General features: G+C 72.4%; 21 protein-coding genes and 1 riboswitch. Of the genes, 7 read left to right on the plus strand and 14 right to left on the minus strand.

All coding sequences use genetic code 11. The annotated features are described in order from the left end of the window. Window positions 1–211 precede the first annotated feature (211 nt). Together OHS33_RS06240 and OHS33_RS06245 are read left to right on the plus strand one after the other, a co-directional pair. A complete protein-coding gene (locus tag OHS33_RS06240) occupies window positions 212–829 on the plus strand; it encodes a uridine kinase family protein (protein WP_330334929.1) in 618 nt (205 codons plus the stop codon). Window positions 830–1,219: 390 nt separating this feature from the next. Further along, window positions 1,220–3,175 (plus strand): AAA family ATPase, encoded by a 1,956-nt coding sequence (locus OHS33_RS06245; RefSeq protein WP_330329370.1) that lies wholly within the window; start codon window positions 1,220–1,222, stop codon window positions 3,173–3,175. 130 nt (window positions 3,176–3,305) lie between these two features. Here the strand turns inward: OHS33_RS06245 and OHS33_RS06250 are convergent, their stop codons facing one another. The 10 genes from OHS33_RS06250 to ribD all read right to left on the minus strand — a co-directional run bounded on the left by OHS33_RS06250 (window position 3,306) and on the right by ribD (window position 11,969). Beyond that, a complete protein-coding gene (locus tag OHS33_RS06250) occupies window positions 3,306–4,349 on the minus strand; it encodes a hemolysin family protein (RefSeq protein ID WP_330329371.1) in 1,044 nt (347 codons plus the stop codon). Then, complete coding sequence (locus OHS33_RS06255; RefSeq protein WP_330329372.1) at window positions 4,346–5,719, minus strand: hemolysin family protein; 1,374 nt, start codon at window positions 5,717–5,719, stop codon at window positions 4,346–4,348. The genes OHS33_RS06250 and OHS33_RS06255 overlap by 4 nt, the downstream gene beginning before the upstream one ends. A 178-nt stretch (window positions 5,720–5,897) precedes the next feature. Next, entirely contained in the window at window positions 5,898–6,362 is a 465-nt protein-coding gene (locus OHS33_RS06260; protein ID WP_330329373.1) for a PH domain-containing protein, read from the minus strand. An 81-nt stretch (window positions 6,363–6,443) separates the two neighbouring features. Further along, window positions 6,444–7,292 carry an ATP phosphoribosyltransferase gene (hisG, locus tag OHS33_RS06265; RefSeq protein ID WP_330329374.1) on the minus strand — a complete coding sequence of 283 codons (849 nt, stop codon included), beginning with the start codon at window positions 7,290–7,292 and terminating at the stop codon, window positions 6,444–6,446. Window positions 7,293–7,346: 54 nt separating this feature from the next. Then, complete coding sequence (locus tag OHS33_RS06270) at window positions 7,347–7,625, minus strand: phosphoribosyl-ATP diphosphatase (protein ID WP_330329375.1); 279 nt, start codon at window positions 7,623–7,625, stop codon at window positions 7,347–7,349. 35 nt (window positions 7,626–7,660) lie between these two features. Continuing rightward, window positions 7,661–8,146: a 6,7-dimethyl-8-ribityllumazine synthase gene (gene ribH / locus OHS33_RS06275; RefSeq protein WP_330329376.1), complete on the minus strand. Its 486-nt coding sequence runs from the start codon at window positions 8,144–8,146 to the stop codon at window positions 7,661–7,663. 90 nt (window positions 8,147–8,236) lie between these two features. After that, on the minus strand, window positions 8,237–9,526 hold the full coding sequence (locus tag OHS33_RS06280) for a bifunctional 3,4-dihydroxy-2-butanone-4-phosphate synthase/GTP cyclohydrolase II (RefSeq protein WP_330329377.1): 1,290 nt from the start codon (window positions 9,524–9,526) through the stop codon (window positions 8,237–8,239). After that, window positions 9,523–10,179 carry a nicotinamide mononucleotide transporter family protein gene (locus OHS33_RS06285; RefSeq protein WP_330329378.1) on the minus strand — a complete coding sequence of 219 codons (657 nt, stop codon included), beginning with the start codon at window positions 10,177–10,179 and terminating at the stop codon, window positions 9,523–9,525. The genes OHS33_RS06280 and OHS33_RS06285 overlap by 4 nt, the downstream gene beginning before the upstream one ends. After that, entirely contained in the window at window positions 10,176–10,826 is a 651-nt protein-coding gene (locus OHS33_RS06290) for a riboflavin synthase (RefSeq protein ID WP_330329379.1), read from the minus strand. Before OHS33_RS06290 ends, OHS33_RS06285 begins: the two co-directional genes overlap by 4 nt. Next, window positions 10,827–11,969, minus strand: coding sequence for a bifunctional diaminohydroxyphosphoribosylaminopyrimidine deaminase/5-amino-6-(5-phosphoribosylamino)uracil reductase RibD (gene ribD, locus OHS33_RS06295; protein ID WP_330329380.1), 1,143 nt, complete (start codon window positions 11,967–11,969; stop codon window positions 10,827–10,829). Window positions 11,970–12,121: 152 nt separating this feature from the next. Next, a riboswitch (FMN riboswitch) is annotated at window positions 12,122–12,252 on the minus strand. A gap of 279 nt (window positions 12,253–12,531) precedes the next feature. Here ribD and OHS33_RS06300 point away from each other — a divergent pair. After that, window positions 12,532–14,916: a chitinase C-terminal domain-containing protein gene (locus tag OHS33_RS06300; protein ID WP_330329381.1), complete on the plus strand. Its 2,385-nt coding sequence runs from the start codon at window positions 12,532–12,534 to the stop codon at window positions 14,914–14,916. 165 nt (window positions 14,917–15,081) lie between these two features. Further along, a complete protein-coding gene (locus OHS33_RS06305; RefSeq protein WP_330329382.1) occupies window positions 15,082–15,831 on the plus strand; it encodes an SDR family oxidoreductase in 750 nt (249 codons plus the stop codon). Between the two features lie 230 nt (window positions 15,832–16,061). Here OHS33_RS06305 and OHS33_RS06310 read toward each other — a convergent pair whose 3' ends face one another. Continuing rightward, on the minus strand, window positions 16,062–17,150 hold the full coding sequence (locus tag OHS33_RS06310; RefSeq protein ID WP_330334930.1) for an ROK family transcriptional regulator: 1,089 nt from the start codon (window positions 17,148–17,150) through the stop codon (window positions 16,062–16,064). 123 nt (window positions 17,151–17,273) lie between these two features. Between OHS33_RS06310 and OHS33_RS06315 the strand changes: the two genes are divergently transcribed. The 3 genes from OHS33_RS06315 to OHS33_RS06325 all read left to right on the plus strand — a co-directional run bounded on the left by OHS33_RS06315 (window position 17,274) and on the right by OHS33_RS06325 (window position 20,822). After that, entirely contained in the window at window positions 17,274–18,536 is a 1,263-nt protein-coding gene (locus tag OHS33_RS06315) for an MFS transporter (RefSeq protein ID WP_330329383.1), read from the plus strand. A 98-nt stretch (window positions 18,537–18,634) separates the two neighbouring features. Next, window positions 18,635–20,047, plus strand: a complete 1,413-nt coding sequence (locus tag OHS33_RS06320) for a uracil-xanthine permease family protein (RefSeq protein WP_330329384.1) — start codon at window positions 18,635–18,637, stop codon at window positions 20,045–20,047. A gap of 88 nt (window positions 20,048–20,135) precedes the next feature. Beyond that, window positions 20,136–20,822 (plus strand): DUF5995 family protein, encoded by a 687-nt coding sequence (locus OHS33_RS06325; RefSeq protein WP_330329385.1) that lies wholly within the window; start codon window positions 20,136–20,138, stop codon window positions 20,820–20,822. Window positions 20,823–21,190: 368 nt separating this feature from the next. Here OHS33_RS06325 and OHS33_RS06330 read toward each other — a convergent pair whose 3' ends face one another. The 3 genes from OHS33_RS06330 to OHS33_RS06340 all read right to left on the minus strand — a co-directional run bounded on the left by OHS33_RS06330 (window position 21,191) and on the right by OHS33_RS06340 (window position 24,649). Further along, on the minus strand, window positions 21,191–22,888 hold the full coding sequence (locus tag OHS33_RS06330; RefSeq protein WP_330329386.1) for a flavin monoamine oxidase family protein: 1,698 nt from the start codon (window positions 22,886–22,888) through the stop codon (window positions 21,191–21,193). Window positions 22,889–22,926: 38 nt separating this feature from the next. Then, window positions 22,927–23,727: a carbon-nitrogen hydrolase family protein gene (locus OHS33_RS06335; RefSeq protein ID WP_330329387.1), complete on the minus strand. Its 801-nt coding sequence runs from the start codon at window positions 23,725–23,727 to the stop codon at window positions 22,927–22,929. A 466-nt stretch (window positions 23,728–24,193) separates the two neighbouring features. Next, window positions 24,194–24,649: an Lrp/AsnC family transcriptional regulator gene (locus OHS33_RS06340; RefSeq protein WP_007262967.1), complete on the minus strand. Its 456-nt coding sequence runs from the start codon at window positions 24,647–24,649 to the stop codon at window positions 24,194–24,196. Between the last annotated feature and the right edge of the window lie 8 nt (window positions 24,650–24,657).

The raw sequence follows: 24,657 nt of genomic DNA on the forward strand, positions 1-24,657 counted from the left end.
ACGGGTGAGCGGGCGGGTCGGCGGCGGTGGCGCACGGTCTGCCGAGGTCGCGCGCGGCGGCCCGGCCGGACGGCTCAGCCTCCCAGTTCGCGGGCGGCCGGGGCCAGGGTGCCGGGGCCGTGTCGCGGGCCGGCACTAGGCTGGCGGAGTGGAACCACAGATCCCGCACAGCCCGCTCACCTCGCACGCGCCCCCCGCCCCGCACGCCTCCCTGGCCCCGCTCGCCCGTGAACTCGTCACCCTGGCGCCGTCACTGGGGCCCGTACGGGTGATCGGCATCGACGGGCACGCCGGATCCGGGAAGAGCACCTTCGCCGGGCGGCTGGCCGAGGCCCTGGGCGGCGCCCCGGTCCTGCACCTCGACGACGTGGCCACGCACGAGGAGCTGTTCGGCTGGACGGAGCGGCTGCGCGCCCAGGTCCTCGGCCCCCTCGCGGCCGGGCGGGCGGCGCACTGGGCGCCGTACGACTGGGTGGCGCGCCGCTTCGGGCCCGAGCGGGTGCTGGAACCGGCTCCGGTGCTGCTCGTCGAGGGTGTCGGCGCGGGCCGCCGGGCGCTGCGGCCGTACCTGGCGCGCCTGGTGTGGATGGAAATGCCCCGGGAGCAGTCGTGGGGGCGCGGGCGGGACCGGGACGGGCGCGAACTGTCGCTCTTCTGGGACGGGTGGGAGCGCGCGGAGCGCGCGCACTTCGCGGACGACCCTTCGCGCCCCTTCGCGGACACTGTGGTGCGCCAGAGCGGTACGGGATACGAGTGGTCTTCCGGGACGGGTGCGACCGCCCAGCGAGCCGGTTTCGTCACCCGGAGTGACGAACTCCCCCGGTCCTGACCCGAGCCCGACGGGGCCGTCCGTTCGCCGTCCCGGGCGCCGTCCCGGGCCGCTTGACCTGGCCCCCGCAGCGGCCTTACGTTCTGAATGAGCGGTTTTTCAGGGCCGCCGCAGACGCGAAGCCCCCGGTTGTTCCCCCGTGACCGGGGGCTTCGTTCTGCCCCCGGGCCCCTCCCTGGTGGCCCTCCAGGCCGCCGACCCCCTCGCAAACCTTCACTTTCCGTCAGCACTCGCGCCCGGGGCGCACCACCGACACGTGTCCACCGCACCCTGGGTATGGCCCGGGACCGCAGGTACGATGCCACCCTGATTTCATCGGCGCATGGGGCAACTCGCGTGCACGACACGGGGGTTGCCGCGCACCACGGGGGCAGGCTTGTGGGGGATGTGATGGACTTCGGCATGCCGGGCAGCGCCTACGCCCCGGCCGAACTCGCCTGGCTGCGCGGAGTGGACGCCTGCACGATGGGCGCCTATCCGCAGGCCGAGGAGGAGTTCCGGGCGGCCGTGCTGCTCGATCCCTCGATGGCCGACGCCTGGCTGGGGCTGCACGCGCTGCGGGTGGACACCACCAACGCCTTATTGCGCATGTACGCCCACCGGGACCGCTTCGGGGAGCAGCGCGCACGGCACCGGCGGACGCTCAACTCCTGGTACTGGCTTGGCTGGTGGGTCCAGCCCGTGCTGGAGAGCAAGCGCGATCTGCTGCTCGCGCACGCCTCGCACTGGCTGGACGGCCGCCACGTGCCCGAACTGGACCGGGCGCTGGCCGCGCTGCCGCCGGTCGACACCGACCCTCAGGTGCGCTTCCTGCACGCCTGCCGGTCCTATCTGGTCAAGGACTGGGACCAGTTGGTGCGCCACACCGAGCCGCTCGTGGACGATCCGCTGCTCGGCATCGAGGCGGGCCTGTTCGGCGGGATGGCCCGGGTCCGGCTGGAGATGTACGGGCAGGCGGAGCCGATGCTGTCGGCCGCGCTGATGCGCTGCCGCAGCGAGCAGCCACAGCGCAAGGAGCTGCGCTACTGGCTGGCCCGGGCGCACGAGGGCACCGGGCGCAGCGCGGCGGCGCTGCCGCTGTACCGGGCGGTGCACCGGGTGGACCCGGCCTTCATGGACACCGCGGCCCGGCTGACCGCGATCTCGGAGAGCGATGGCCTCGACGGGCTCGACGGGCTGAGCGGGCCGGACGGGTACGGACTCGCCGCGGCGGGCGGGGACTTCGCGGCCGTGGCACTGGGCGGCGGGCTCGGGCAGGACATCGCGGCGGACGGGCAGGCCGAACCGGACCCGCCGCTGCCGTCCGAGCCGCCGGAGACCCGCTTCGCCCCGGGTGCGGGCGCGCCGAACGGTCCGGTGGGGCCGGGGCCCGACGCCACCGGGCGCGCGGACGGCGTACGGCGCAGGACCGGCGTACCGGCGCAAGGCGGGCCGCAGGGGCTGCCGGCCGGACCGGCGGATCCGGCGCTGCTCGCCGAGGCGCTCGACGAACTGGAGCGGATGGTCGGGCTGGAGCCGGTCAAGCGGCAGGTCAAGGCGCTCTCGGCGCAGCTGCACATGGCCCGGCTGCGGGCCGGTCAGGGGCTGCCGGTGCAGCCGCCGAAACGGCACTTCGTCTTCTCCGGGCCGTCCGGTACGGGCAAGACGACCGTGGCCCGGATCCTGGGCCGGGTCTTCTACGCCCTCGGGCTGCTCGGCGGCGACCACCTGGTGGAGGCCCAGCGGGCGGACCTGGTCGGCGAGTTCCTCGGGCAGACCGCCGTGAAGGCCAACGAGCTGATCGATTCGGCGATCGGCGGGGTGCTGTTCGTGGACGAGGCCTACAGCCTGTCCAACTCGGGCTACAGCAAGGGCGACGCGTACGGCGACGAGGCGCTCCAGGTGCTGCTCAAGCGGGCCGAGGACAACCGGGGCCACCTGGTGGTGATCCTGGCGGGCTACCCGGCGGGCATGGACCGGCTGCTCGCGACGAATCCGGGGCTGTCCTCGCGGTTCACCACCCGGGTGGACTTCCCGAGCTACCGCCCGCTGGAACTGACCGCGATCGGCGGGGTGCTGGCGGACGCGAACGGGGACCGCTGGGACGAGGAGGCGCTGGAGGAGCTGCGCAGCATCAGCGGGCACGTGGTGGAGCAGGGCTGGATCGACGAGCTGGGCAACGGCCGCTTCCTGCGCACCCTGTACGAGAAGAGCTGCGCCTACCGGGACCTGCGGCTGACGGGTTTCGCCGGTGAGCCCTCGCGGGACGATCTCGCCACGTTGCGGCTGGCGGACCTGATGCAGGCCTACGGGGAGGTCCTCTCGGGCCGGGGCCCCCAGGAACGGCCGGAGCCCCCGCCGCCGTAGTCCGCTGCGCGGGGCCTTCCCGCGCAGCGGCATCTTTCAGCCCGTCCGGCGTTTGAGGACCGGGTCCGGGCGGAGCCCGCTGGGGCTCCGCCCCAGACCCCGCGCCTCAAACGCCGGACGGGCTGGAGAGCTAAAGGCTCCGCGCGTACCCCCGGTGCGCGGGGTCGCGTACCTCGCCGACCAGTTTCTCCAGTACGTCCTCCAGCGCGACCAGACCGAGCACGCGCCCGGCAGGGTCCGCGACCTGCGCCAGATGGGTGGCGTCCCGCCGCATGACGCTCAGCGCGTCGTCCAGCGGGAGGGTGGAGCACAGGGTGGTCATCCGCCTCCAGACCCGCTGGGGGACGGCCCCTTCCCGGTGTTCCAGGTCGAGCACGTCCTTGACGTGGACGTAGCCCATGAAGGTGCCGGTGTCGGAGCGGACCGGGAAGCGCGAGTAGCCGGTGCGCACGGTCAGCTGCTCGATCTGGCGCGGGGTCACCGAAGGGGTGACGGTGACCAGCCCGTCGCGGCCGAGGAGCACGTCGGTGACGGGGCGGCTGCCCAGTTCCAGGGCGTCCTCCAGGCGCTCGTGCTCGCCGGGCGCGAGGAGCCCGGCCTGCCGGGAGTCCTCGACGAGCCGGCCGAGCTGGGCCCTGGTGTAGACGGCCTCGACCTCGTCCTTGGGCTCCACCTTGAACAGGCGCAGAACCAGGGTCGCGCAGGCGCCGAGCGCCGTGGTGACCGGCCCGCAGAGCCGGGCGAAGGCCACCAGGCCGGGGCTGAACCACAGGGCGGTCTTCTCGGGGGCGGCCATGGCGAGGTTCTTGGGGACCATCTCGCCGATGACCAGGTGCAGGAAGACCACCGCGGCCAGCGCGAAGGCGTACCCGAGGGGGTGGACCAGGCCGTGCGGCACCCGCGCGGCCTCGAAGAGCGGCTCCAGCAGCCGGGCCACGGTGGGTTCGGCGACCGCTCCCAGGGTGAGGGAGCAGACGGTGATGCCGAACTGGGCCGCGGCCATCATCCGGGGCAGGTTCTCCAGCCCGTGCAGCACCTGGCGGGCCCGCTTGGAGGAGGCCGCGAGGGGCTCGATCTGGCTGCGGCGGACGGAGACGAGCGCGAACTCGGCGCCGACGAAGAAGCCGTTGGCCAGGACGAGGAGCAGGGCGAAGAGCAGTTGGAGCGCGATCACCGCAGGACCGCCATCTCGCGCCGTCCGTCGGCGCCGGTGGCGCTGTCGTCCGTGGCGCCCTCGGCCGTACGGACGAGGCGGACCCGTTCGGCGCGGTAGCGGCCGACCTGGCGGACGGAGAGCTTCCAGCCGGGCAGTTCGGCCCGGTCCCCGGGAGCGGGGATCCGGCCGAGCAGGTCGGCGACGAGCCCGGCGACGGTCTCGTAGGGCCCTTCGGGCACTTCGAGGCCTATCCGGCGCAGGGTGTGGACCCGGCAGCTGCCGTCCGCCTCCCAGGAGGGACGGCCGTCCTCGGCGGGCACGGCGGCCAGCTCCGGGGTGTCGTCCTCGGCGAGGTCGTGCTCGTCGCGGACCTCGCCGACGAGTTCCTCCACGATGTCCTCCAGGGTGACGACGCCGGCGGTGCCGCCGTATTCGTCGACGACGACGGCCATCGGCTGTTCGCTGCGCAGCCGCTCCAGCAGCGGCTGCACCGGCAGGGAGCCGGGCACCAGCAGCGGGGCGACGCAGATCCGGCCCACGGTGGTGCGGGCGCGCTCGGACTCGGGCACGGCGAGGGCGTCCTTGAGGTGGACCACGCCGGTGATCTCGTCGATGCGCTCGCGGTAGACCGGGAAGCGGGACAGGCCGGTGGCCCGGGTCAGGTTGAGCACGTCGGCCGCGGTGGCGGTGTGCTGGAGGGCACTGACCTTCACCCGGGGGGTCATGACGTGCTGGGCGGTCAGGTCGCCGAGCGAGAGGGTCCGTACGAAGAGGTCGGCGGTGTCCTGTTCCAGGGCGCCCGCCTGGGCCGAATGACGGACCAGGGAGACCAGTTCGCCCGGGGTGCGGGCGGAGGCCATCTCGTCGGCGGGTTCCACGCCCAGCGCCCGGACGAGCCGGTTGGCGACGGCGTTGAGGCCGGCGATGACCGGCCGGAAGGCGCGGGAGAAGACGTCCTGGGGACCGGCCACGATGCGGGCCACCTGGAGCGGCCGGGAGACCGCCCAGTTCTTGGGGACCAGCTCGCCGACGACCATCTGGACGGCGGAGGCGAGCAGCATGCCGGTGAGGACGGCGATCCCGGTGACCGCCCCGCGGGGCAGTCCGGTCGCGGTGAGCGGCCCGGTGAACAGCCCGGCGAGGGCGGGTTCGGCGAGCATGCCGACCACGAGGGAGGTGAGGGTGATGCCGAGCTGGGTTCCGGAGAGCTGGAACGACAGCTCCCGCAGGGCCTTGACGACCGTACGGGCGCGTTTGTCGCCGTCGGCGGCGGCGCGTTCGGCCTCGGGTCTCTCCACCGTGACGAGGCCGAATTCGGCCGCCACGAAGAAACCGTTGGCGAGGATCAGGGCGAATGCCGCCACGAGCAGGAGTAGCGGGGTGGTCATGCCGCCGCCTCCGGGGGGAGGGCGGCGCGGGTACTACCGGACGATCCGTCCATTGCTGGAGGGAGTCACTCCTCAAGTCGCAGGTACCCACGGGCCGCGTTGTCCCGGGGCCGGTGGGAGGGCGCGTGCGTGCGCCCCGCCACCAGGGTAGTCATTGAGATCCCGGCCGCAATGGCACTCAGCCGCCGAGCGGGCCGCTGCCGTGGTTCTCGGCCAGCGCGCGCAGCGCCCGCGCGTCGCCGATCGCCTGCTCCTTGGCCACTCCGGGCTGGATCCCGAGGGCGGGCAGGCTGGTGCCGTCGCTGAGGTCGAGGAACACCCACGGGTCGCCGGGCCGGAGGTTGACGCGCAGGATCTGCGCCCATTCCAGCCGTCGGGTGGTGGTGAGGTTGACGACCGTGACGCCGCTGTCGTCCGCGACCACCTTGGGGCGGCTGAGCAGGACCAGGACGGAGGCGAACAGGGCGGCGGTGATGACGAAGCTGAGCCGTTCGCCGCCGCCGAGGTCCGGCAGGATCATGCCGATCACCGAGATGGTGACGAACATGACGAGCCCGACGCCCAGCAGGACCACCCGGGTGCGGGTCGGCCGGAAGGTGACCGGCAGGGCGGGCAGTACGGGCTGGGCGGCGGACTCGCTCATGGGGTGCTCGGTTCTACGAAAGGACGTACGGCGTACGGATGGGCGTACCGGGCGATCCGGCGGGGCCGGTTCGCGGACGGATCAGAGCCGGCAGGCGTGGATCGAGGTGGTGAGGATCGCGCGCGCGCCCAGCTCGTACAGGTCGTCCATGATCCGCTGGGCCTCCTTGGCCGGGACCATGGCACGGACGGCGACCCAGCCCTCGTTGTGCAGCGGGGAGACCGTCGGCGACTCCAGGCCCGGGGTGAGGGCCACCGCGCGCTCCAGGTGCTCGGCGCGGCAGTCGTAGTCCATCATCACGTAGCTGCGGGCCACCAGGACGCCCTGGAGGCGGCGCAGGAACTGCTGGGCCTGCGGGTCGTCCGGGTCGGTGGTGCTGCCCCGGATGACCACGGCCTCGGAGGTCATGATCGGCTCGCCGATGACCTCCAGGCCGGCGTTGCGCAGGCTGGTGCCGGTCTCGACGACGTCCGCGATGATCTGGGCGACGCCGAGCTGGATGGCGGTCTCGACCGCGCCGTCGAGGTGCACGACGGAGGCGTCGATGCCCTTCTCGGCGAGGTGCTTGGCGACGATGCCCTCGTAGGAGGTGGCGATCGTCATGCCGGTGAAGTCCTCGGGGCCCTTCGCCGTGCCGGGGATGGTGGCGTAGCGGAAGGTGGACCGGCCGAAGTTCAGCGGCAGGATCTCCTCGGCGCTGGCGCCGGAGTCGAGCAGCAGGTCGCGGCCGGTGATGCCGATGTCGAGCTTGCCGGAGGACACGTAGATCGCGATGTCCTTGGGGCGGAGGTAGAAGAACTCCACCTCGTTCTCGGGGTCGACGACCACGAGCTCCTTGGACTCCTTGCGCATCCGGTAGCCGGCCTCATGGAGCATCGCCGACGCCGGTCCGGAGAGGGAACCCTTGTTGGGGACGGCGATGCGCAGCATGGGGCTTCCTTTGGTGCGTGGGTGCGAAAAAGGGGTGTGTGCGTGCGGGCCGGTCTAGAGGTGGGCGTAGACGTCGTCGAGGGAGATCCCGCGCGCGACCATCATCACCTGGACGTGGTAGAGCAGCTGCGAGATCTCCTCGGCGGCGGCTTCCTTGCCCTCGTACTCGGCGGCCATCCAGACTTCGGCGGCCTCCTCGACGACCTTCTTGCCGATGGCATGGACTCCCTTGCCGACCAGCTCGGCGGTGCGGGAGGTGCTCGGGTCGCCGTTGGCTGCCTTGAGCTGGAGCTCGGTGAAGAGCGCCTCGAAGGTCTTGGGTGTGTTCGCCATGATGGTCCTCAGAATAGAGGGTCCGCCCCTGCCGGTTAGCGCCAGGGTTCGCTGACGGTGCGCAGGGTCATGGCGGTGGCGACGGCGGCGGTGACCGCTTCGTGCCCCTTGTCCTCGTTCGACCCTTCGAGGCCGGCGCGGTCCAGCGCCTGCTCGTCGTTGTCGCAGGTCAGTACGCCGAAGCCGACGGGGACTCCGGTGTCGAGCGATACCTGCACCAGGCCCTGGGTGACGCCTTGGCACACGTACTCGAAGTGCGGGGTGCCGCCGCGGATGACCACTCCGAGGGCGACGATGGCATCGTAGCCGCGACCGGCCAGTACCTTCGCCACCACCGGCAGCTCGAAGCTGCCCGGGACGCGCAGCAGGGTGGGCTCGTCGATGCCCAGCTCGTGCAGGGCGCGCAGGGCGCCGTCGACGAGGCCGTCCATGACCTTCTCGTGCCACTGGGCCGCGATCACGGCCACCCGCAGGTCTCCGCAGTTCTTGACACTCAGTTCGGGTGCGCCCTTGCCGCTCACAGCTCTCCTCGGTGCGTTGGTTCTTTTTCGCTTGCGTTGTCTGTCAGATGTCGGGTGCTGCTGGTGTTGCTGGTGTTGCTGGTTCAGGTGTTACTGGTTGCCGCAGGCCGAGACGGACGCCACGCCGTCGAGCCAGGGCAGGTCGTGCCCCATCCGGTCCCGCTTGGTGCGCAGGTACCGCAGGTTGTGCTCGCCCGTCTCGGTCGGCATGGCCTCGCGGCTGACGACCTCGATGCCGTGCCGGACCAGGGCCTCGGCCTTCTGGGGGTTGTTCGTCATCAGGCGGGTGCTGCGCACCCCCAGGTCGGCGAGCATCTGGGCGCCCGCCCCGTAGTCGCGGGCGTCGGCGGGCAGGCCCAGCTCCAGGTTGGCGTCCAGGGTGTCGCGGCCGCGCTCCTGGAGTTCGTACGCGCGCAGCTTGGCCAGCAGGCCGATGCCGCGGCCCTCGTGGCCGCGCAGGTAGACGACGACCCCGCGGCCCTCGGCCTTGATCCGCTCCATGGAGGCGTGCAGCTGGGGGCCGCAGTCGCAGCGCTGGGACTGGAAGATGTCGCCGGTCAGGCACTCGGAGTGCATCCGGGTCAGGACGTCGCGGCCGTCCCCGATGTCCCCGTGGACCAGGGCGATGTGCTCGACCCCGTCGACGGTGGAGCGGTAGCCGTACGCCGTGAAGTGCCCGAAGGCGGTCGGCAGGCTGACCTCGGCCTCGCGGCGCACGGTCGGCTCGGCGGAGCGGCGGTAGGCGACCAGGTCCTCGATGGAGATGATCGTCAGGCCGTGCTTGCGGGCGAAGGGGATCAGCTCGGGCAGCCGGAGCATGACCCCGTCCTCACCGGCGATCTCGACGATCGCGCCCGCCGGGCGCAGGCCCGCGAGGCGGGCGAGGTCGACGGCGGCCTCGGTGTGGCCGTTGCGGACCAGGACGCCGCCGGGCTTGGCGCGCAGCGGGAAGACGTGGCCCGGGCGGACGAAGTCGTCCGCGGTGGACGCGCCGCTCGCCAGCAGCCGCAGGGTGGTGGCGCGGTCGGCGGCGGAGATGCCGGTGGAGACGCCGTGCGCGGCGCTCGCGTCGACGGAGACGGTGAAGGCGGTCTGCATCGACTCGGTGTTGCGCGCCACCATCTGCGGCAGTTCCAGGCGGTCCAGCTCGGGACCCTCCATGGGCGCGCAGATCAGGCCGCGGCACTCGCTCATCATGAACGCGATGATCTCGGGGGTGGCCATCTCGGCCGCGATGACGAGGTCGCCCTCGTTCTCGCGGTTCTCGTCGTCCACCACGACGACCGGGCGGCCCGCCGCGATGTCGCGGATCGCCTGCTCGACCGGGTCGAGCAGGAAGGACTCGGTGTCGCTCTCGTTGGGCACGGGCTTGAGGGTCATGCCGTTGCTCCTTCCAGGGCCGGTGCGTCGGTGGTGGTGCGCGAGCGCTGGTACCAGTCGTAGGCGCCCCACAGCACGAGGGCGAAGTAGACGACGTAGACGAGGCCCGAGAAGACCAGACCGCTCTGGAATGCGAGCGGAACGCCGACGAGGTCGACCAGCAGCCACGCGAACCAGAACTCGACGAGACCGCGGGCCTGGGCCACCATCGCCACGATGGTGCCGACGAAGATGTAGGCGTCCGCCCACGGGCTCCAGGAGAGCGAGGGGACGAGGGTGAAGAGGCCGCCGACCGCGGCGGTGCCCAGCGCCGCGCCCGCCAGCAGCAGGCCGCGCTCGGTCCAGGTGGCGGTGCGCACGGCGATGGAGCCGTCCTGGGCCTGCTGCTTGCCGCGCTGCCAGGCGCGCCAGCCCCAGAGGGCCACGGCGATGACCAGGAGCTGCTTGCCGACGCCGCCCGCGAGGTGGGCGGTGGCGTAGGCGCCGACCAGGATGAGGCCGGAGAGCAGCTGGGCGGGCCAGGTCCATATGGAGCGGCGCCAGCCGAGGGCGAGGGCCGCCAGGCCCATCAGGTTGCCGATCATGTCCGACCAGATGACCTTCTGGCCGAAGACGGCGAAGGCCTCGGTGTTGAGCCAGGAGAGCGCGCTCACCGGTCCGTCTCCTTCGTGGTCCCGTCGGCCGCGGACGCGGCGGCGGTCAGCGGGTCGACCCCGGCGGCCAGGAGGCGCTCGACGTACTTCGCGAGGACGTCGACCTCCAGGTTGACCGGGTCGCCGGGCTGCTTGATGCCGAGCGTGGTCAGGTTCAGCGTGGTGGGGATGAGGCTGATGGTGAAGAAGTCGGCGGCGGCCTCGACCACGGTGAGGCTGACGCCGTCGACCGTGATGGAGCCCTTCTCGACCACGTACCGGGCCAGCCGGGCCGGCAGCGAGACCTTGACGAGTTCCCAGTGCTCGGAGGGGGTGCGGGAGAGGATCCGGCCGGTGCCGTCCACGTGGCCCTGGACCAGGTGTCCGCCGAGGCGGCCGCCGAGGGCCATCGGGCGCTCCAGGTTGACCCGGGATCCCTTGGCCAGGGCGCCGAGGCTGGAGCGGTCGAGGGTCTCCTGCATGACGTCGGCGGTGAACTCGCCGTCCCCGGTCTCCACGACCGTCAGACAGACGCCGTTGACGGCGATCGAATCCCCGTGCTTGGCGCCTTCGGTGACGACGGGTCCGCGCAGCCGGAAGCGGGAGGCCTCCGTGAGCTGCTCGACGGCGGTGACCTCGCCCAGTTCTTCGACGATTCCGGTGAACACTCAGTGCTCCTTGAGGGCGGTGAGGGCGGTGGGGACGGCGTCGGCCGCGGGAACGGCGGTGACGCGCAGATCGGGACCGAGGCGGACCACCTCGGTGATCTCCAGGCGCAGGGCCTGGCCGAGCGTGGTGATCCCGGCGTCGGCGAGGGCGTTGGGGCCCGCGCCGAGGAGGACCGGGGCGAGGTAGCCGACGACCCGGTCGACGGCTCCCGCGGCGACGAAGGCGCCGGCCAGGGTCGGCCCGCCTTCGACGAGGACGGAGCGCACCCCGCGGGCGGACAGCTCGGCGAGGAGCGCGTCCACGGAGATGCCGTGCTTGTCGTGGGGCAGCCGGGCCACCTCGACGCCCGCCAGGTGGCGGGTGTCGGCGTCCTCGGCGACGGCCACCAGGGTGGGGGCGGCCTCGTCGAGGATCCGGGCGGTGGGCCGGATGGTGGCGCGGGTGTCGAGGACGACGCGCAGGGGCTGGCGGGCGCCCTCGACGCCGCGGACCGCGAGGTGCGGGTCGTCGGCGCGCAGGGTGCCCGAGCCGACGACGACCGCGTCGGCCTCGGCGCGCAGCCGGTGGACGTCGGCGCGGGACTCGGGGCCGCTGATCCAGCGGCTGGTCCCGTCGGCGGCGGCGACCCGGCCGTCCAGGGTGGCGGCGTACTTCCAGAGGACGTAGGGGCGGCCCAGGCGTACGGAGGTCAGCCAGGGCAGGTTCCCCGCCTCGGCCTCGCCGCGCAGCAGCCCGCCCAGGACCTCGATCCCGGCGCCCTGCAGGGTGGCGGCGCCGCCGCTGGCCTGCGGGTTCGGGTCGGGGACGGCGTAGACGACACGGGTGATCCCGGCGTCGCGCAGGGCCTCGGCGCAGGGGCCCGTACGGCCGGTGTGGTTGCAGGGTTCGAGGGTGACGTAGGCGGTGGCGCCGCGGGCGGCGTCCCCTGCGGCACGCAGGGCGTGCACCTCGGCGTGCGGGCCGCCGGCCCGCTGGTGCCAGCCCTCGCCGACGGTCCGGCCTTCGGCATCGGTGATGACGCAGCCGACGACGGGGTTGGGGCTGGTGAAGCCGAGGCCGCGGGCGGCCAGCTCGATGGCACGCCGCATGGCGTGCGTGTCGTTCGCGTCGGCGCGTGTCGCCACCGGGTCCTCCTGCCTCATCGGGCACGGACTCCGGGGCCTGTCGGGATACGACAGATGAAGCGGGTAGCACACGCGGGGACGCCGGGGCCGGGATTCCGGTCCGTCCGAGACGTATCCCCTGGGGGTTACGCCGACGAACCGCCGACGGCGGCGTACCGGTGACTGGCCCGCCGCGCACTGCCTCCCATCCGGACTTTAACCGTCGGTCCAGGAATTTCACCTGGTCAACCGGCCGCTGGCTGCGGACGGGTCGCGGACTATAACCGCCGGTTCGGAATTACACCGACCCCGGAGTGCGCTGCTACTGGTACTAGGGCCAGTGTGCCACGAGTGATCGGAAGCCATGCCCGCAAGTACTTGTGGCCTGGCTCACACGTTCGGCGCAATTTCCGTGCGACATCCGGCGCGGCATCCCGAGGGTTCAGCTTTGGTCCAGACCTATTGACGGTCTGGTCTAGTCCTCTTAACGTTCCCTTCATCTTCCCCGGGAGCCGGCCCTCCGATGTGCGCACGTCACGGGCCAACCAGCGCCACTTTTACGCACGTTGTGTCCGATTACCTCCCCTCCCCAGGAGGCACAATGCCGTCCCCCACGCGCACCCGGGCCATGCTCCTGGCCTCCGGTGCCGCCATCGCAGGCCTGCTGATCGGCGGCCTCTCCGCGGGCGTGTCGCACGCGGCCGACAACGAGAGCTGTCGTCCCGACGGGCTGTACAAGACCCCGGGCGTCGACGTCCCCTACTGCTCGGTCTACGACGCCGAGGGCCGCGAGAAGATGGGCCCCGACCACCAGCGACGGGTCATCGGCTACTTCACCGGCTGGCGCACCGGCAAGGACGGCACCCCCGCCTACCTGGCCAACAACATCCCGTGGGACAAGGTCACCCACCTCAACTACGCCTTCGGCCACGTCGGCTCCGACAACAAACTGTCGGTCGGCGCGGACGGCCCGAACAACGCGGCCACCGGGATGACCTGGCCGGGCGTCGCGGGCGCGGAGATGGACCCCTCGCTCCCCTACAAGGGCCACTTCAACCTGCTGAACAAGTTCAAGAAGCAGTACCCCAACGTCAAGACGCTGATCTCGGTCGGCGGCTGGGCGGAGACCGGCGGCTACTTCGGCGACGACGGCAACCGGGTGAACTCCGGCGGCTTCTACTCCATGGCCACCAACGCCGACGGCTCGGTCAACCAGGCCGGCATCGACACCTTCGCGAACTCCTCCGTCGACTTCATCCGCACGTACGGGTTCAACGGCGTCGACATCGACTACGAGTACCCGACCACGATGAAGGACGCGGGCAACCCGCTCGACTGGCAGCTCTCCAACGCCCGCCGCGCGGGCCTGGTCAAGGGCTACGCCGCGCTGATGAAGTCGCTGCGCGAGAAGCTCGACCGCGCGGGCGCCGCCGACGGCAAGCACTACCTGCTCTCCGTCGCCGCCCCCTCCTCCGGCTACCTGCTGCGGGGCATGGAGACGTTCCAGATGCAGAAGTACCTGGACTACGTCAACATCATGTCCTACGACCTGCACGGCGCCTGGAACGAGTACGTCGGCCCCAACGCCTCCCTCTTCGACGACGGCAAGGACGCCGAACTGGCCTCCGCGGGCGTCTACTCGACCTCCCAGTACGGCGGCATCGGGTACCTGAACTCCGACTGGGCCTACCACTACTTCCGCGGCTCGATGCCGGCGGGCCGCATCAACATGGGCCTGCCCTACTACACCCGCGGGTTCAAGAACGTACAGGGCGGCACGGACGGCCTGTGGGGCAAGGCCCCGGCCACCAACTGCCCGGCGGGCGCGGGTCTGACCAAGTGCGGTGACGGCGCGGTCGGCATCGACAACCTGTGGCACGACCTGGACACCAACGGGGTCGAGGCCCCGGCCGGCTCCAACCCGATGTGGCACGCCAAGAACCTGGAGAAGGGGGTCGTCGGCGACTACGTCACCAAGTACGGCTTCCCGGCGAACACCACCCTGACCGGCACCTACGTCCGCAAGTACGACTCCACGCTGGTCGCGCCGTGGCTGTGGAACGACCAGAAGAAGGTCTTCCTCTCCACCGAGGACGAGCAGTCGGTGGGCGCCAAGGCCGACTACGTGGTCAACAAGGGCATCGGCGGCACGATGGTGTGGGAGCTGGCGGGCGACTACGCCTACAACTCCGCCAAGGGCCAGTACGAGATGGGCAGCACGCTCACCACGGCGATGTACGACAAGTTCAAGGCGGCCGCCCCGTACGGCGCCAAGCGGGCCACGATCACCATGCCGACCGAGTCGATCAAGGTGGACACCGAGTTCGGCCAGTTCCCGCTGGGCGACTCGAACTACCCGATCAGTCCCAAGCTGAAGATCACCAACAACACCACGGCCACCCTGCCCGGCGGCACGGAGTTCCAGTTCGACTACTCCTCCTCCGCGCCGAACAACGCCAAGGACCAGTCCGGCTGGGGCACCACGGTGATCCGCAGCGACCACACGGGCACCAACGTGGGCGGCCTCAAGGGCGACTACAACCGGGTCTCGCTGAAGCTGCCGAGCTGGCAGACGCTGGCCCCGGGGGCCTCGGTGGAGCTGGACTTCGTCTACTACCTGCCGACCTCCACCCCGTCCAACTGGACGGTGACCTTCGGCGGCAAGACCTACGGCATCGCCGGTGACCTGGCGCGCGGCACCACGGTGGTCGAGCCGGGGGGCCCGACCACCCCGCCCACCACCCCGCCGACGACTCCCCCGACCACGCCTCCGACGACTCCGCCCACCACCCCGCCGACCACGCCGCCCACCACGCCTCCGGGCGGGACCTGCACCAGCCCGGCGTACGTGGCGGGCAACACCTACACCGGCGGCTCGGTCGTCTCGCACAAGGGCCACAACTGGAAGGCCCAGTGGTGGACGCAGAACGAGGAGCCCGGCACCACCGGTGACTGGGGCGTCTGGAAGGACCAGGGCGCCTGCTGACCCGGTGCACCCGGTGGATCCGGTGCACCCGTAGGACACGAGGACCCGGTGGCCCGGCGGCCACCGGGTCCTCGTACGTGCATGTCACATTTCCCTGCGCCGTTCAGTCAATGCTGACGAGGGGCGCGCCGTGTGCCCCGTCGGCAGCGGCGAAAGGCGGACACCATGAGCACCATCCTCGTCACCGGGGGCACCGGAACCCTCGGCTCGCTGGTCAGCGAGCGGCTGCGGGCCGCGGGCCACGAGGTCCGCGTGCTGAGCCGCCACTCCCCGCAGTACCCCGTCGACCTGCGCGACGGCGGCGGGCTGGACGCGGCGATGGCGGGTGCGGACGTGGTCGTGCACTGCGCGAGCAGCCCGCGCGGGGGCGACGACGTGGCCGCCCGGCACCTGATCGACGCGGCCCGGCGGGCCGGGACCGCGCACCTCGTCTACATCTCGATCGTCGGCGTGGACGTGGTCCCCTTCGGCTACTACACGATGAAGCTGAAGGTGGAGCGGATGCTGGAGGCGTCGGGGCTCGGCGTGACGATCCTGCGGACCACCCAGTTCCACGACCTGGTGGCCCAGGCGGTGGGCACGGCGGCGAAGCTGCCGGTGGTGCCGGTGGTGCCGCTGCCGAAGGGGGTCCAGGTGCAGCCGATCGCGGTCGACGAGGTCGCGGACCGGCTCGCGGAGCTGGCCGTGGCGCCCCCGGCGGGCCGGGTGGAGGACATGGGCGGCCCCGAGGTGCGGACCCTGGCCGACCTGGGCCGCGCGTATCTGGCCGCACGCGGCAGCCGCCGCCGCGTCGTCACCTTCCCGCTGGCGGGCCGGGCCTACGCCGCCTTCCGCCGCGGCGGCCACCTGACCCCGGAGCACGCGGTGGGCCGAGTCACCTTCGCCGACTTCCTGGCCGCCTCCGCACACCGCTGAACGGGGCGAATCCAGCCTCGCCGGCGTTTGAGGCGCCCCCGGAGGGCCCACCGAGCAGCCACGCAGGCCCGAGGCGGGCCTAATCCAGCCCCGCCGGCGTTTGAGGCGCCCCCGGAGGGCCCACCGAGCGGCCACGCGAGCCCGGGCGGCGGGTGTCCGGTGCGGCGCACGTGCCTCCGGCGGGCCCTCAATCGCCGGGCAGGCTGAGGGTGCACCGGTCACCGCACCGGTTACGGCGCCCCGAACAGGGCGTCCTGGGCGGATTCCCGGGCGGCCAGCCGGGCGCCCTCCAAGACCGCCGGATCCCCGAGGGTGGTCGCGCGGACCTCGGTCGGCACCGGGGTCAGGAGCGCGAGCCGGCCCGCGACCCTGGCGGCGAGGGCCGGGCCGCCCGCACGGCCCAGCTCGCCCCCGAGGACCACGCAGCCGGGGTCGAGTACAGCCGTCACCGCGGCCACCCCCAGGGCGAGCCGCTCGGCATAGGCGTCGAGGAACTCCTCCCCGGCGGCTCCGGCGGCCGCTTCCTCCACCGGCCCGGTGAATCCGTGCGCGGCCGCCAGCGCGGCCACCGCCCCGCGCCCGACCAGCCCGTGGAAGCCGCCGCCGCAGTCGGTGGCGGAGGGCAGCCCCACCGTGCCCGGCACCGGCAGGAAGCCGATCTCGCCCGCTCCCCCGGACGCGCCGCGGCGCAGCCGCCCGTCCAGGACCACGGCGGCGCCGACCCCGGCACCCAGCCACAGCAGGACGAAGGAGTCGACGTCGCGGGCCGCGCCCATGCGCTGTTCGGCCAGGGCGGCGAGGTTGGTCTCGTTCTCGACGACGACCACGGCGGGCAGACGCCGCTGGAGCGCGGCGACCAGGTCCCGGTGCCAGGCGGGCAGTCCGCGCAGGTCGCGCAGTTCGCCGCTGGCGGGGGCGACCAGGCCGGGCGCGCCTATGACGACGGTGTGCAGGGGCGTCGCGCCCGCTTCCCGGGTGAGTTCCTCCAGCCGGGTCACGGCCTCCTCGACGGCGTCGGCGGGGAGCCGGGCCTCGGCGAGCGGGCGGCCGAGCAGGTCGGTGATCACCGCGGTCGCGCCGTCGGTCCGTACGTCCAGGGCGGCGAGGTGGGCGAGGCGGGCGACGATCCCGTAGAGCCGGGCGTTCGGTCCGCGCCGCTGTTCGCCCGACGCGCCGACGACCTCGATCAGTCCGGCGCCGGTGAGGCGTTCGACGAGATCGGCGACGGAGGGGCGGGAGAGTCCGGTCAGCTGCTTGAGTTGGGGTGCGGTGAGCGGCCCTTCTTCCTGGAGGAGCCGGAGCGCGAGCCGGTCGTTCATCGCCCGGGCCGTGCTCGGCGAGGCGGGCGAGGGAGCGGCGGATGCGGGTGCGGAGGTCACCAGGCCATCCTAGGAGGGACGGAAGAGTTATTATCAGGCAGGGTCCCTGATAGTTTGGATCCCATGACCGGGGAAACGGATCTCACACCGCGCCGCCTGCGCCGCGCACGCTTCGCCATAGCCGCCGTCTTCTGCGCCCACGGCGCGGTCACCGGCAGCTTCGCCACCCGGATCCCCTGGATCCAGGAACACGCCCAGCTCAGCGCGGGCACCCTGGGCATGGCCCTCGCCTTCCCCGCGGTCGGCGCGGCGCTCGCGATGCCGCTGGCCGGGCGCATCAACCACCGCTTCGGCGCCCGCAACGCGCTGCGCGGCCTGCTCGCGATGTGGACCCTCTCCCTCATCCTGCCGAGCCTCGCCCCGAACCTCCCCGCCCTCTGCTTCCTGCTCTTCGTCTACGGCGCGACCGCGGGCATGTCGGACGTCGCGATGAACGCGCTCGGCGTCGAGACCGAGAACCGGCTCGGCCGCTCGATCATGTCCTCGCTGCACGGCATGTGGAGCGTGGGCGCCCTGCTCGGCTCGGCCGCCGGTACGGTCGCCGCGCACGCCGGAGCCGACGCCCGGCTGCACCACCTGATCGCCGCGCTCGCGCTGACCGCCGTCGGGCTGGTCGCCGTGCGCGGGGTGCTCGACCTGCGCGGCGGCCAGGACGAGGAGGCGCCCGCGCACTTCGCGCTGCCGCCGAAATCGGCGCTGGTCATCGGCGCGATCGGCTTCTGCGCGGTCTTCGCGGAGGGCGCGAGCATGGACTGGTCGGCGGTCTACTTCCGGGACGTGCTGCACACCGACGCCGGTCTCGCCGCCGCCTCCACCACGATGTTCGCGCTCACCATGGCCGCGGCCCGGCTCGCGGGCGACAAGGTGGTGGACCGTTTCGGCGCGGTGCGCACCGTCCGGGCCGGCGGGGCGCTGGCCACGGCGGGCGGCCTGCTGGTGGTCTTCGTCCGGCAGCCCGCGGGATCGCTCGCGGGCTTCGGCCTGATCGGGCTCGGCATCGCGGTGGTGGTCCCGCTGGCCTTCGCGGCCGCCGCGCGCAGCGGTCCGGCCCCGGCCCAGGCCATCGCCGGAGTCGCGACGATCACCTACACCTCCGGGCTGATCGCGCCCTCCGCGATCGGCGCGGTGGCCGACGCGACCTCGCTGGTGGTGTCCTTCGGGCTGGTCACGCTGCTGGCGCTGGCCCTGGTCGCGGGGGCGACCGTACTGCGCGCCCGGCCCGGCGCCGAACCGGGCCCGGCGGACCCCGAGACCGACCCCGTAACCTCTCCCGCGGCCGACCCCGCGACAGGCAATCAGGACGAACCTGCCGCTATCCGGCCGTAATATGACCTCGATATGACCTCGGCCGTCCTCCGGCCGGTCTTCGATCCCCCCACACCCGGTCGGCGCCTGCGGCCCGCACCGCGAAACGGAGTTTCACCATGGGCCTCGGCGTGCGCTGGACCCTGCACGGCGACGGACGGACACCCGCCCCCGGCGCGGTCGTCCGGCCGGACGAGCGGCTCTCGTGGCCGCGCACCGCGGGGCTCGGCGCCCAGCACGTCGTCGCCATGTTCGGTGCGAGCTTCGTCGCGCCGGTCCTCATGGGCCTGGATCCGAACCTGGCCATCATGATGTCCGGTGTCGCGACGGTGATCTTCCTGCTCGCGACCCGCGGCCGGATCCCGTCCTACCTCGGCTGCTCCCTCTCCTTCGTCGGCGTCGCCGCGGCGATCCGGGCGGGCGGCGGCAGCAGCGCGACCGTCACCGGCGCCGTCCTCGTCGTCGGCGCGGCCCTCTTCCTCGCCGGGCTCGCCGTACGGTACTTCGGCGCGCGGATCATCCACGCGGCGATGCCGCCCGTGGTCACCGGCGCCGTCGTGATGCTGATCGGCTTCAACCTCGCGCCGGTCACCGCCTCGACGTACTGGCCCCAGGACCAGTGGACCGCGCTGCTGGTGATGGCCTTCACCGGGCTCGCGGTGGTGTGCCTGCGCGGGTTCTGGTCGCGGATCGCGATCTTCCTCGGGCTGCTCTTCGGCTACGGGATCTCCGCCCTCTTCGACCTGCTCTTCGGCAAGATCCACTCCACCATGGGCGGCGGCGCCGCCGTCGACCACTGGCGCCTGGACCTCTCCGGGGTGGGCAAGGCCGACTGGATCGGCCTGCCCTCCTTCCACGCCCCGCAGTTCGAGTGGTCGGCGATCCTGATCGCCCTGCCCGTGGTCATCGCCCTGATCGCCGAGAACGCCGGGCACATCAAGGCCGTCGGCGAGATGACCGGCGACCCGCTGGACGACCAGCTCGGCACCGCGATCGCCGCCGACGGCGCCGCCTCGATGCTCTCCACCGCGCTCGGCGGTCCGCCGAACACCACGTACTCCGAGAACATCGGCGTCATGGCCGCCACCCGCGTCTACTCCACCGCCGCCTACTGGGCGGCCGCCGGATTCGCGCTGCTCTTCGGCCTGTGCCCCAAGTTCGGCGCGGTCGTCGCGGCCATCCCGGGCGGGGTGCTCGGCGGGATCACCGTCATCCTCTACGGCATGATCGGCCTGCTCGGCGCCCAGATCTGGATCAACGGCGGGGTGGACCTGCGCAATCCGCTGAACCTGGTGCCGGCCGCGGCGGGCATCATCATCGGCGTCGGCGGGGTCAGTCTGAAGATCAGCGACAACTTCCAGCTGGGCGGCATCGCGCTGGGCACGATCGTGGTCATCACCGGCTACCACGTGCTGCGCTACTTCGCCCCGGCGCACATGAAGGAGCAGGAGCCGCTGCTCGACTCGGGGACGTCGACGTACGACGCCCCCGACGCCCCCGACGCCCCGGGCTCCTCGGCAAGGCCTTCCTGACCCACCCGGTGCGGGCAGGTTCGCCCGAACCGGCGAAGTACCGGGCCAAGTCTCCCGGTAACCGCCGCCACCTGCGAACCTGCCTCCCATGGAAGCGGTGCTCGCGCGGATGCGCGCCCTGGACGAGCGACTGCCCGAACACGACGGCGTCGCCGTCTTCAACCGGGTGTACCTGACGGTGACCGAGAACCTGCACCGCCGCATCGAGCACGGGGGTTTCCCCGGGCCGCGCCGGGCGGCGGTGCTGAGCGTGCGGTTCGCCGAGCGGTACCTCATGGCCGTCGACGCGGCCGCCGAGGGGGACCGTACGCCCTCCTGCTGGCGGCCGCTCTTCCAGTACCGGCGCCACCCCGGCGTACGGCCGCTCCAGCACGCTCTCGCCGGGATCAACGCGCACATCGGGCACGACCTGGCCCTCGCCGTGGTCACCACCTGCCGCGCCCTGGACTGCGAACCGGCCGCCCTGGAGGCCGACTTCGACCGCGTCGGCGACACCCTGGTCGCCCTGGAGGAACGCATCCGGGAAGACCTGATGCCCGGCCCGGACCTGCTGGAGATCGCCGACCCGCTGACCCACCTGATCGGCTCGTGGAGCCTGCAGCGCGCCCGCGACGGCGCCTGGGCCTCGGCCCGCCTGCTGTGGACCCTGCGCCGCTCCCCCGACCTGGCCGAGGAGTTCGAGGAGTCCCTGGACGCGGGCGTCGGCCTGGTCGGCCGCTGCCTGCTCACCCCGGTGCGGCAGAAATCCGGCGCGACCTGGCCGGTGCGGTTCTAACCTCGGTCCGTGACCAGCTTCGCCACCCACCGCTTCCGGGTCCACGACCGGACCCATCCACCGCACCGTCGCCTGAGCGCCCTGCGCACCTGCCTCACCGAGTTCGCCCCCTGGCGGGAACGGCGCACGGCCCAGAAGCACGCCGGGGTGCGGATCCCCCGATCCCGCGGAGCCGCCGAGAGGTCCCCGTGTGCTGCCCGGCTGTGGCCGGTGTCGCCTCCGGCGGCGCCTCAAACGCCGGCGGGGCTGGCTTGGCCGGCCAGGGCGATATGGCGGCGGGAGGCGTAGCAGGGCGCGCATGGAAACGGGCCGCCGTCGCGCTCGTGGCGCGGGGGCGGCCCGTTGTCAGGGGGAGGTGCCGGGGACGGTCAGTCCTCGGGCAGCTCTACCGGGGCGATGGCGTCGTAGAGGTCGCCGGGGCCCGGGTTGGTGGCGTCGGTCCCGCCGCCGAGGTGGTGCATGACGCCCCACACCGCGTTCAGCGCGGTCTGCACGGCGCCCTCGGCCCAGCCCGCCGTCCAGGAGATGTCGTCGCCCGCGAGGAAGATGCCGCGCTTGTCCTCAGGGAGGCGGTCCTGCATGAAGTGGGTGAACAGGCGCCGCTGGTAGCGGTAGTGGCCCGGCAGGTTCGCCTTGAACGCGCCCATGAAGTAGGGCTCGTTCTCCCACGACACGGTGACGGGGTTGCCGATGATGTGGCGGCGGATGTCGACCTTGGGGTAGATCTCGCCGAGGGACTTCAGCATGACCTCCATCCGCTCGTTCGCGGACAGCGGCAGCCACTTCAGGCTGTCGTCGCACCAGGTGTACGAGAGGCAGATGGTGGCGGGCTGGTCCGGGCCGTTGTCCAGCAGGTACGTGCCGCGCGTCATCCGGTCGGTCAGCGTCATCGACATGACGTCGCGGCCGGTGTCCTCGTCCTTGTCCAGCCAGAACGGCCGGTCCACGGGGATGAAGAGCTTGCTCGACTCCATGTAGTGGGTGCGCTCGATCGCCGTCCAGTGGTCGATCGGGAAGAGCGTGTCATCGCACTCGATCTTGGACAGCAGCATCCACGACTGGGCCGTGAAGATCGCGGCGCGGTACGTACGGATGTCCCCGGACGCGTCGGTGACGGTGATCCGGTTGCCCGCCGTACGGTGCAGCCGGGTCACGGCCGGGCGCGGGGTGCCCTCGTGCAGGGTGGACAGCGAGGTGCCCTGGGCCCAGTGGACGATCTTCTCGGGGGCGCGGTCCCACATCCGCAGCGGCAGCTGCTGCGAGCCGCCGACGATGCCCTGGTGGTGGTCGTCCGCCTCGGTGTAGACGACGCGGAGGATCTCCAGGATGGAGTTCGGGAAGTCGGTGTCCCAGCCGCCGGTGCCGAAGCCGACCTGGCCGAAGATCTCCCGCTTGCGGAAGGACTGGAAGGCCTTCGACTCGCACAGGAAGCCGTAGAAGGTCTGGTTGTCGAGCTTCTCGACGAGCTTGGCCCAGATCTCGCGGATGCGCGGGACGTCCCGCTCGCGCATCGCGGTGTTCATGTCGGAGAAGTCGGCGCCCTCGTCGAGGCAGTCGTTCCACGCGGCGGCGACGTCGCGGTAGATCTGCGGGAGGTCGGCGATGGTCTCGGCGTAGTGCGACTCGCCCTTGAGGTCCACGACCGTGGAGGGGGTGGCCGGGGAGAGCGGGTTCGGGAACGGCTCGGTGACCAGGCCCACCAGGTCGATGTAGTGCTGGAGCGCGGTGGAGGACGGCGGGAAGCGCATGGCGCCCATCTCCGCGGTCAGCCCCTCCGTGCCGGTGCCCTCGAAGCCGACGGTGCGCAGCCGGCCGCCGATCTGGTCGGCCTCGTAGACGACGGGCTTGAGGCCCATCTTCATCAGCTCGTAGGCGGAGATGATGCCGGAGAGCCCGCCGCCGATGACGGCGACCTCCGTGCCGTGCTCGGTCGCCGGTATCTGACCCAGGCCCGCCGGGTGGGCGAGGAAGTCGTCGTAGGCGTACGGAAAGTCCGGGCCGAACATGGTGATCGGCGGCTGTCCGTCGCTGTGCGGGACGGCGGTGGTGGGCACCGTGGACGTCATGGGGCACGTCTCCTTGCGGCAGAGCTGGGGGGAAGGGGTCAGATCAGGGAGGCGTAGAGCCCGGGGCGGCGGTCGCGCAGGTACGGATTGTTCGCGCGCGAGGCCTGGAGCAGCTCGGGGTCGACCTCGCCGAACACCAGCTCCTCGCCGCGGCCCGCACGGGCGCGGGTCGCGCCGTCGGGGGCGGCCAGCGAGCTGAGGCCGACGAACTCGAACTCGCCCTCGGGGCCCGTGCGGTTGACGTACGCGATGTACATCTGGTTCTCGAAGGCCCGTACCGGCACGAGCTGCTCGGCGACGAACTGGAAGGGGTGCATCTGCGCCGTCGGCACGAGGAGCAGGTCCGTGCCGGCCAGGGCGTGGGCACGGACGTTCTCCGGGAACTCGACGTCGTAGCAGATCATGATGCCGACGCGGAGGCCGTCCAGATCGGCCTGGACGACGGGGGTGTCGCCGGGGGTGAAGGCGTCCTGCTCGAAGCAGCCGAAGAGGTGGGTCTTGCGGTAGTTCGCGAGCGGGGCGCCGTCGCGGCCGATGAGCTGGGCGGAGTTGTAGACGGCCGCGCCGTCCCGCTCGGGGTAGGCGTACAGCACGGCCACCCCGTGGCGGCGGGCGATCTCGCCGACGGCGACGGCGGACGGGCCGTCGCTGGGCTCGGCGAGCGCCGCGATCTCCTGGACCTCCAGGGCGTACCCGGTGAGGAACATCTCGGAGCTCACGAGGAGCCCGGCCCCGCTCTGCGCGGCGCGGGCGGCGGCCTCGTCGAGGGCCTTCAGGTTCCCGGCGACATCGCCGAGCCGTCCGGAACTCTGGAGGAGAGCGGTGCGCAGCGTGGGCATGGACGTCCTCTGGGGCAGGAGGGGCGGGGTCCTATAGACGGTACGGGCGGGCGCGAACGGTCGACAAGGGGTGTCCGTTGCGCGTAACCGAACGATTCGTTGCGTCTTTTGCTCACGCGGCGGCGATTCGTTGCGTCATCCCTCGGGTGTACGCAGCCTTTCGCCTCCGGCGGAGCCACATCCAGCCCGCCCGGCGTTGGAGGGCCCGCGGTCCGCCTCCGGCCCAGCCAAACCCAGCCGGCGCAGCCACATCCAGCCGGCGCAGCCACATCCAGCCCGCCCGGCGTTGGAGGGCCCGCGGTCCGCCTCCGGCCCAGCCAAACCCAGCCGGCGCAGCCACATCCAGCCGGCGCAGCCAAACCCAGCCCGCCCGGCGTTTGAGGGCCCGCCGGAGGCAGCCCCGGCCACCGCCGGGCCGGAAGCCACCGGAGACCTGGCCCCCGAACCGGGCCGGAGGCCGGAGGCCCTACGCCGGGGCGCCGGAGGTGAAGCGGCGCAGGAGCGGGGAGAGGACCAGGACGGACTTCGTCCGCTCCACGAACGGCTCGCCCGCGATCCGCTCCAGCACCCGTTCGAAGTGCCGCATGTCCGAGGCGAAGACCTGCACCAGCGCGTCCGCGTCGCCCGTCACGGTCGACGCGGACACCACCTCGGGGTACCGCTCCAGGCCGCGCCGGATGTCGTCCGGCGAGGTGTTGTGGCGGCAGTAGATCTCGATGAAGCCCTCGGTCTCCCAGCCCATGGCGGCCGGGTCGACGCGGACCGTGAAGCCGGTGATGGCTCCTTCGGCCCGCAGCCGGTCCACGCGGCGCTTGACCGCCGGGGCGGAGAGCCCGACCTCGGAGCCGATGTCCGCGTAGGAACGCCGGGCGTCCTCGGCGAGGGCGTGCACGATGCGTTCGTCGAGATCGTTCAGTCGCACTGCGCGTG

The organism is Streptomyces sp. NBC_00536, from assembly GCF_036346295.1.
Classification (GTDB): Bacteria; Actinomycetota; Actinomycetes; order Streptomycetales; family Streptomycetaceae; genus Streptomyces.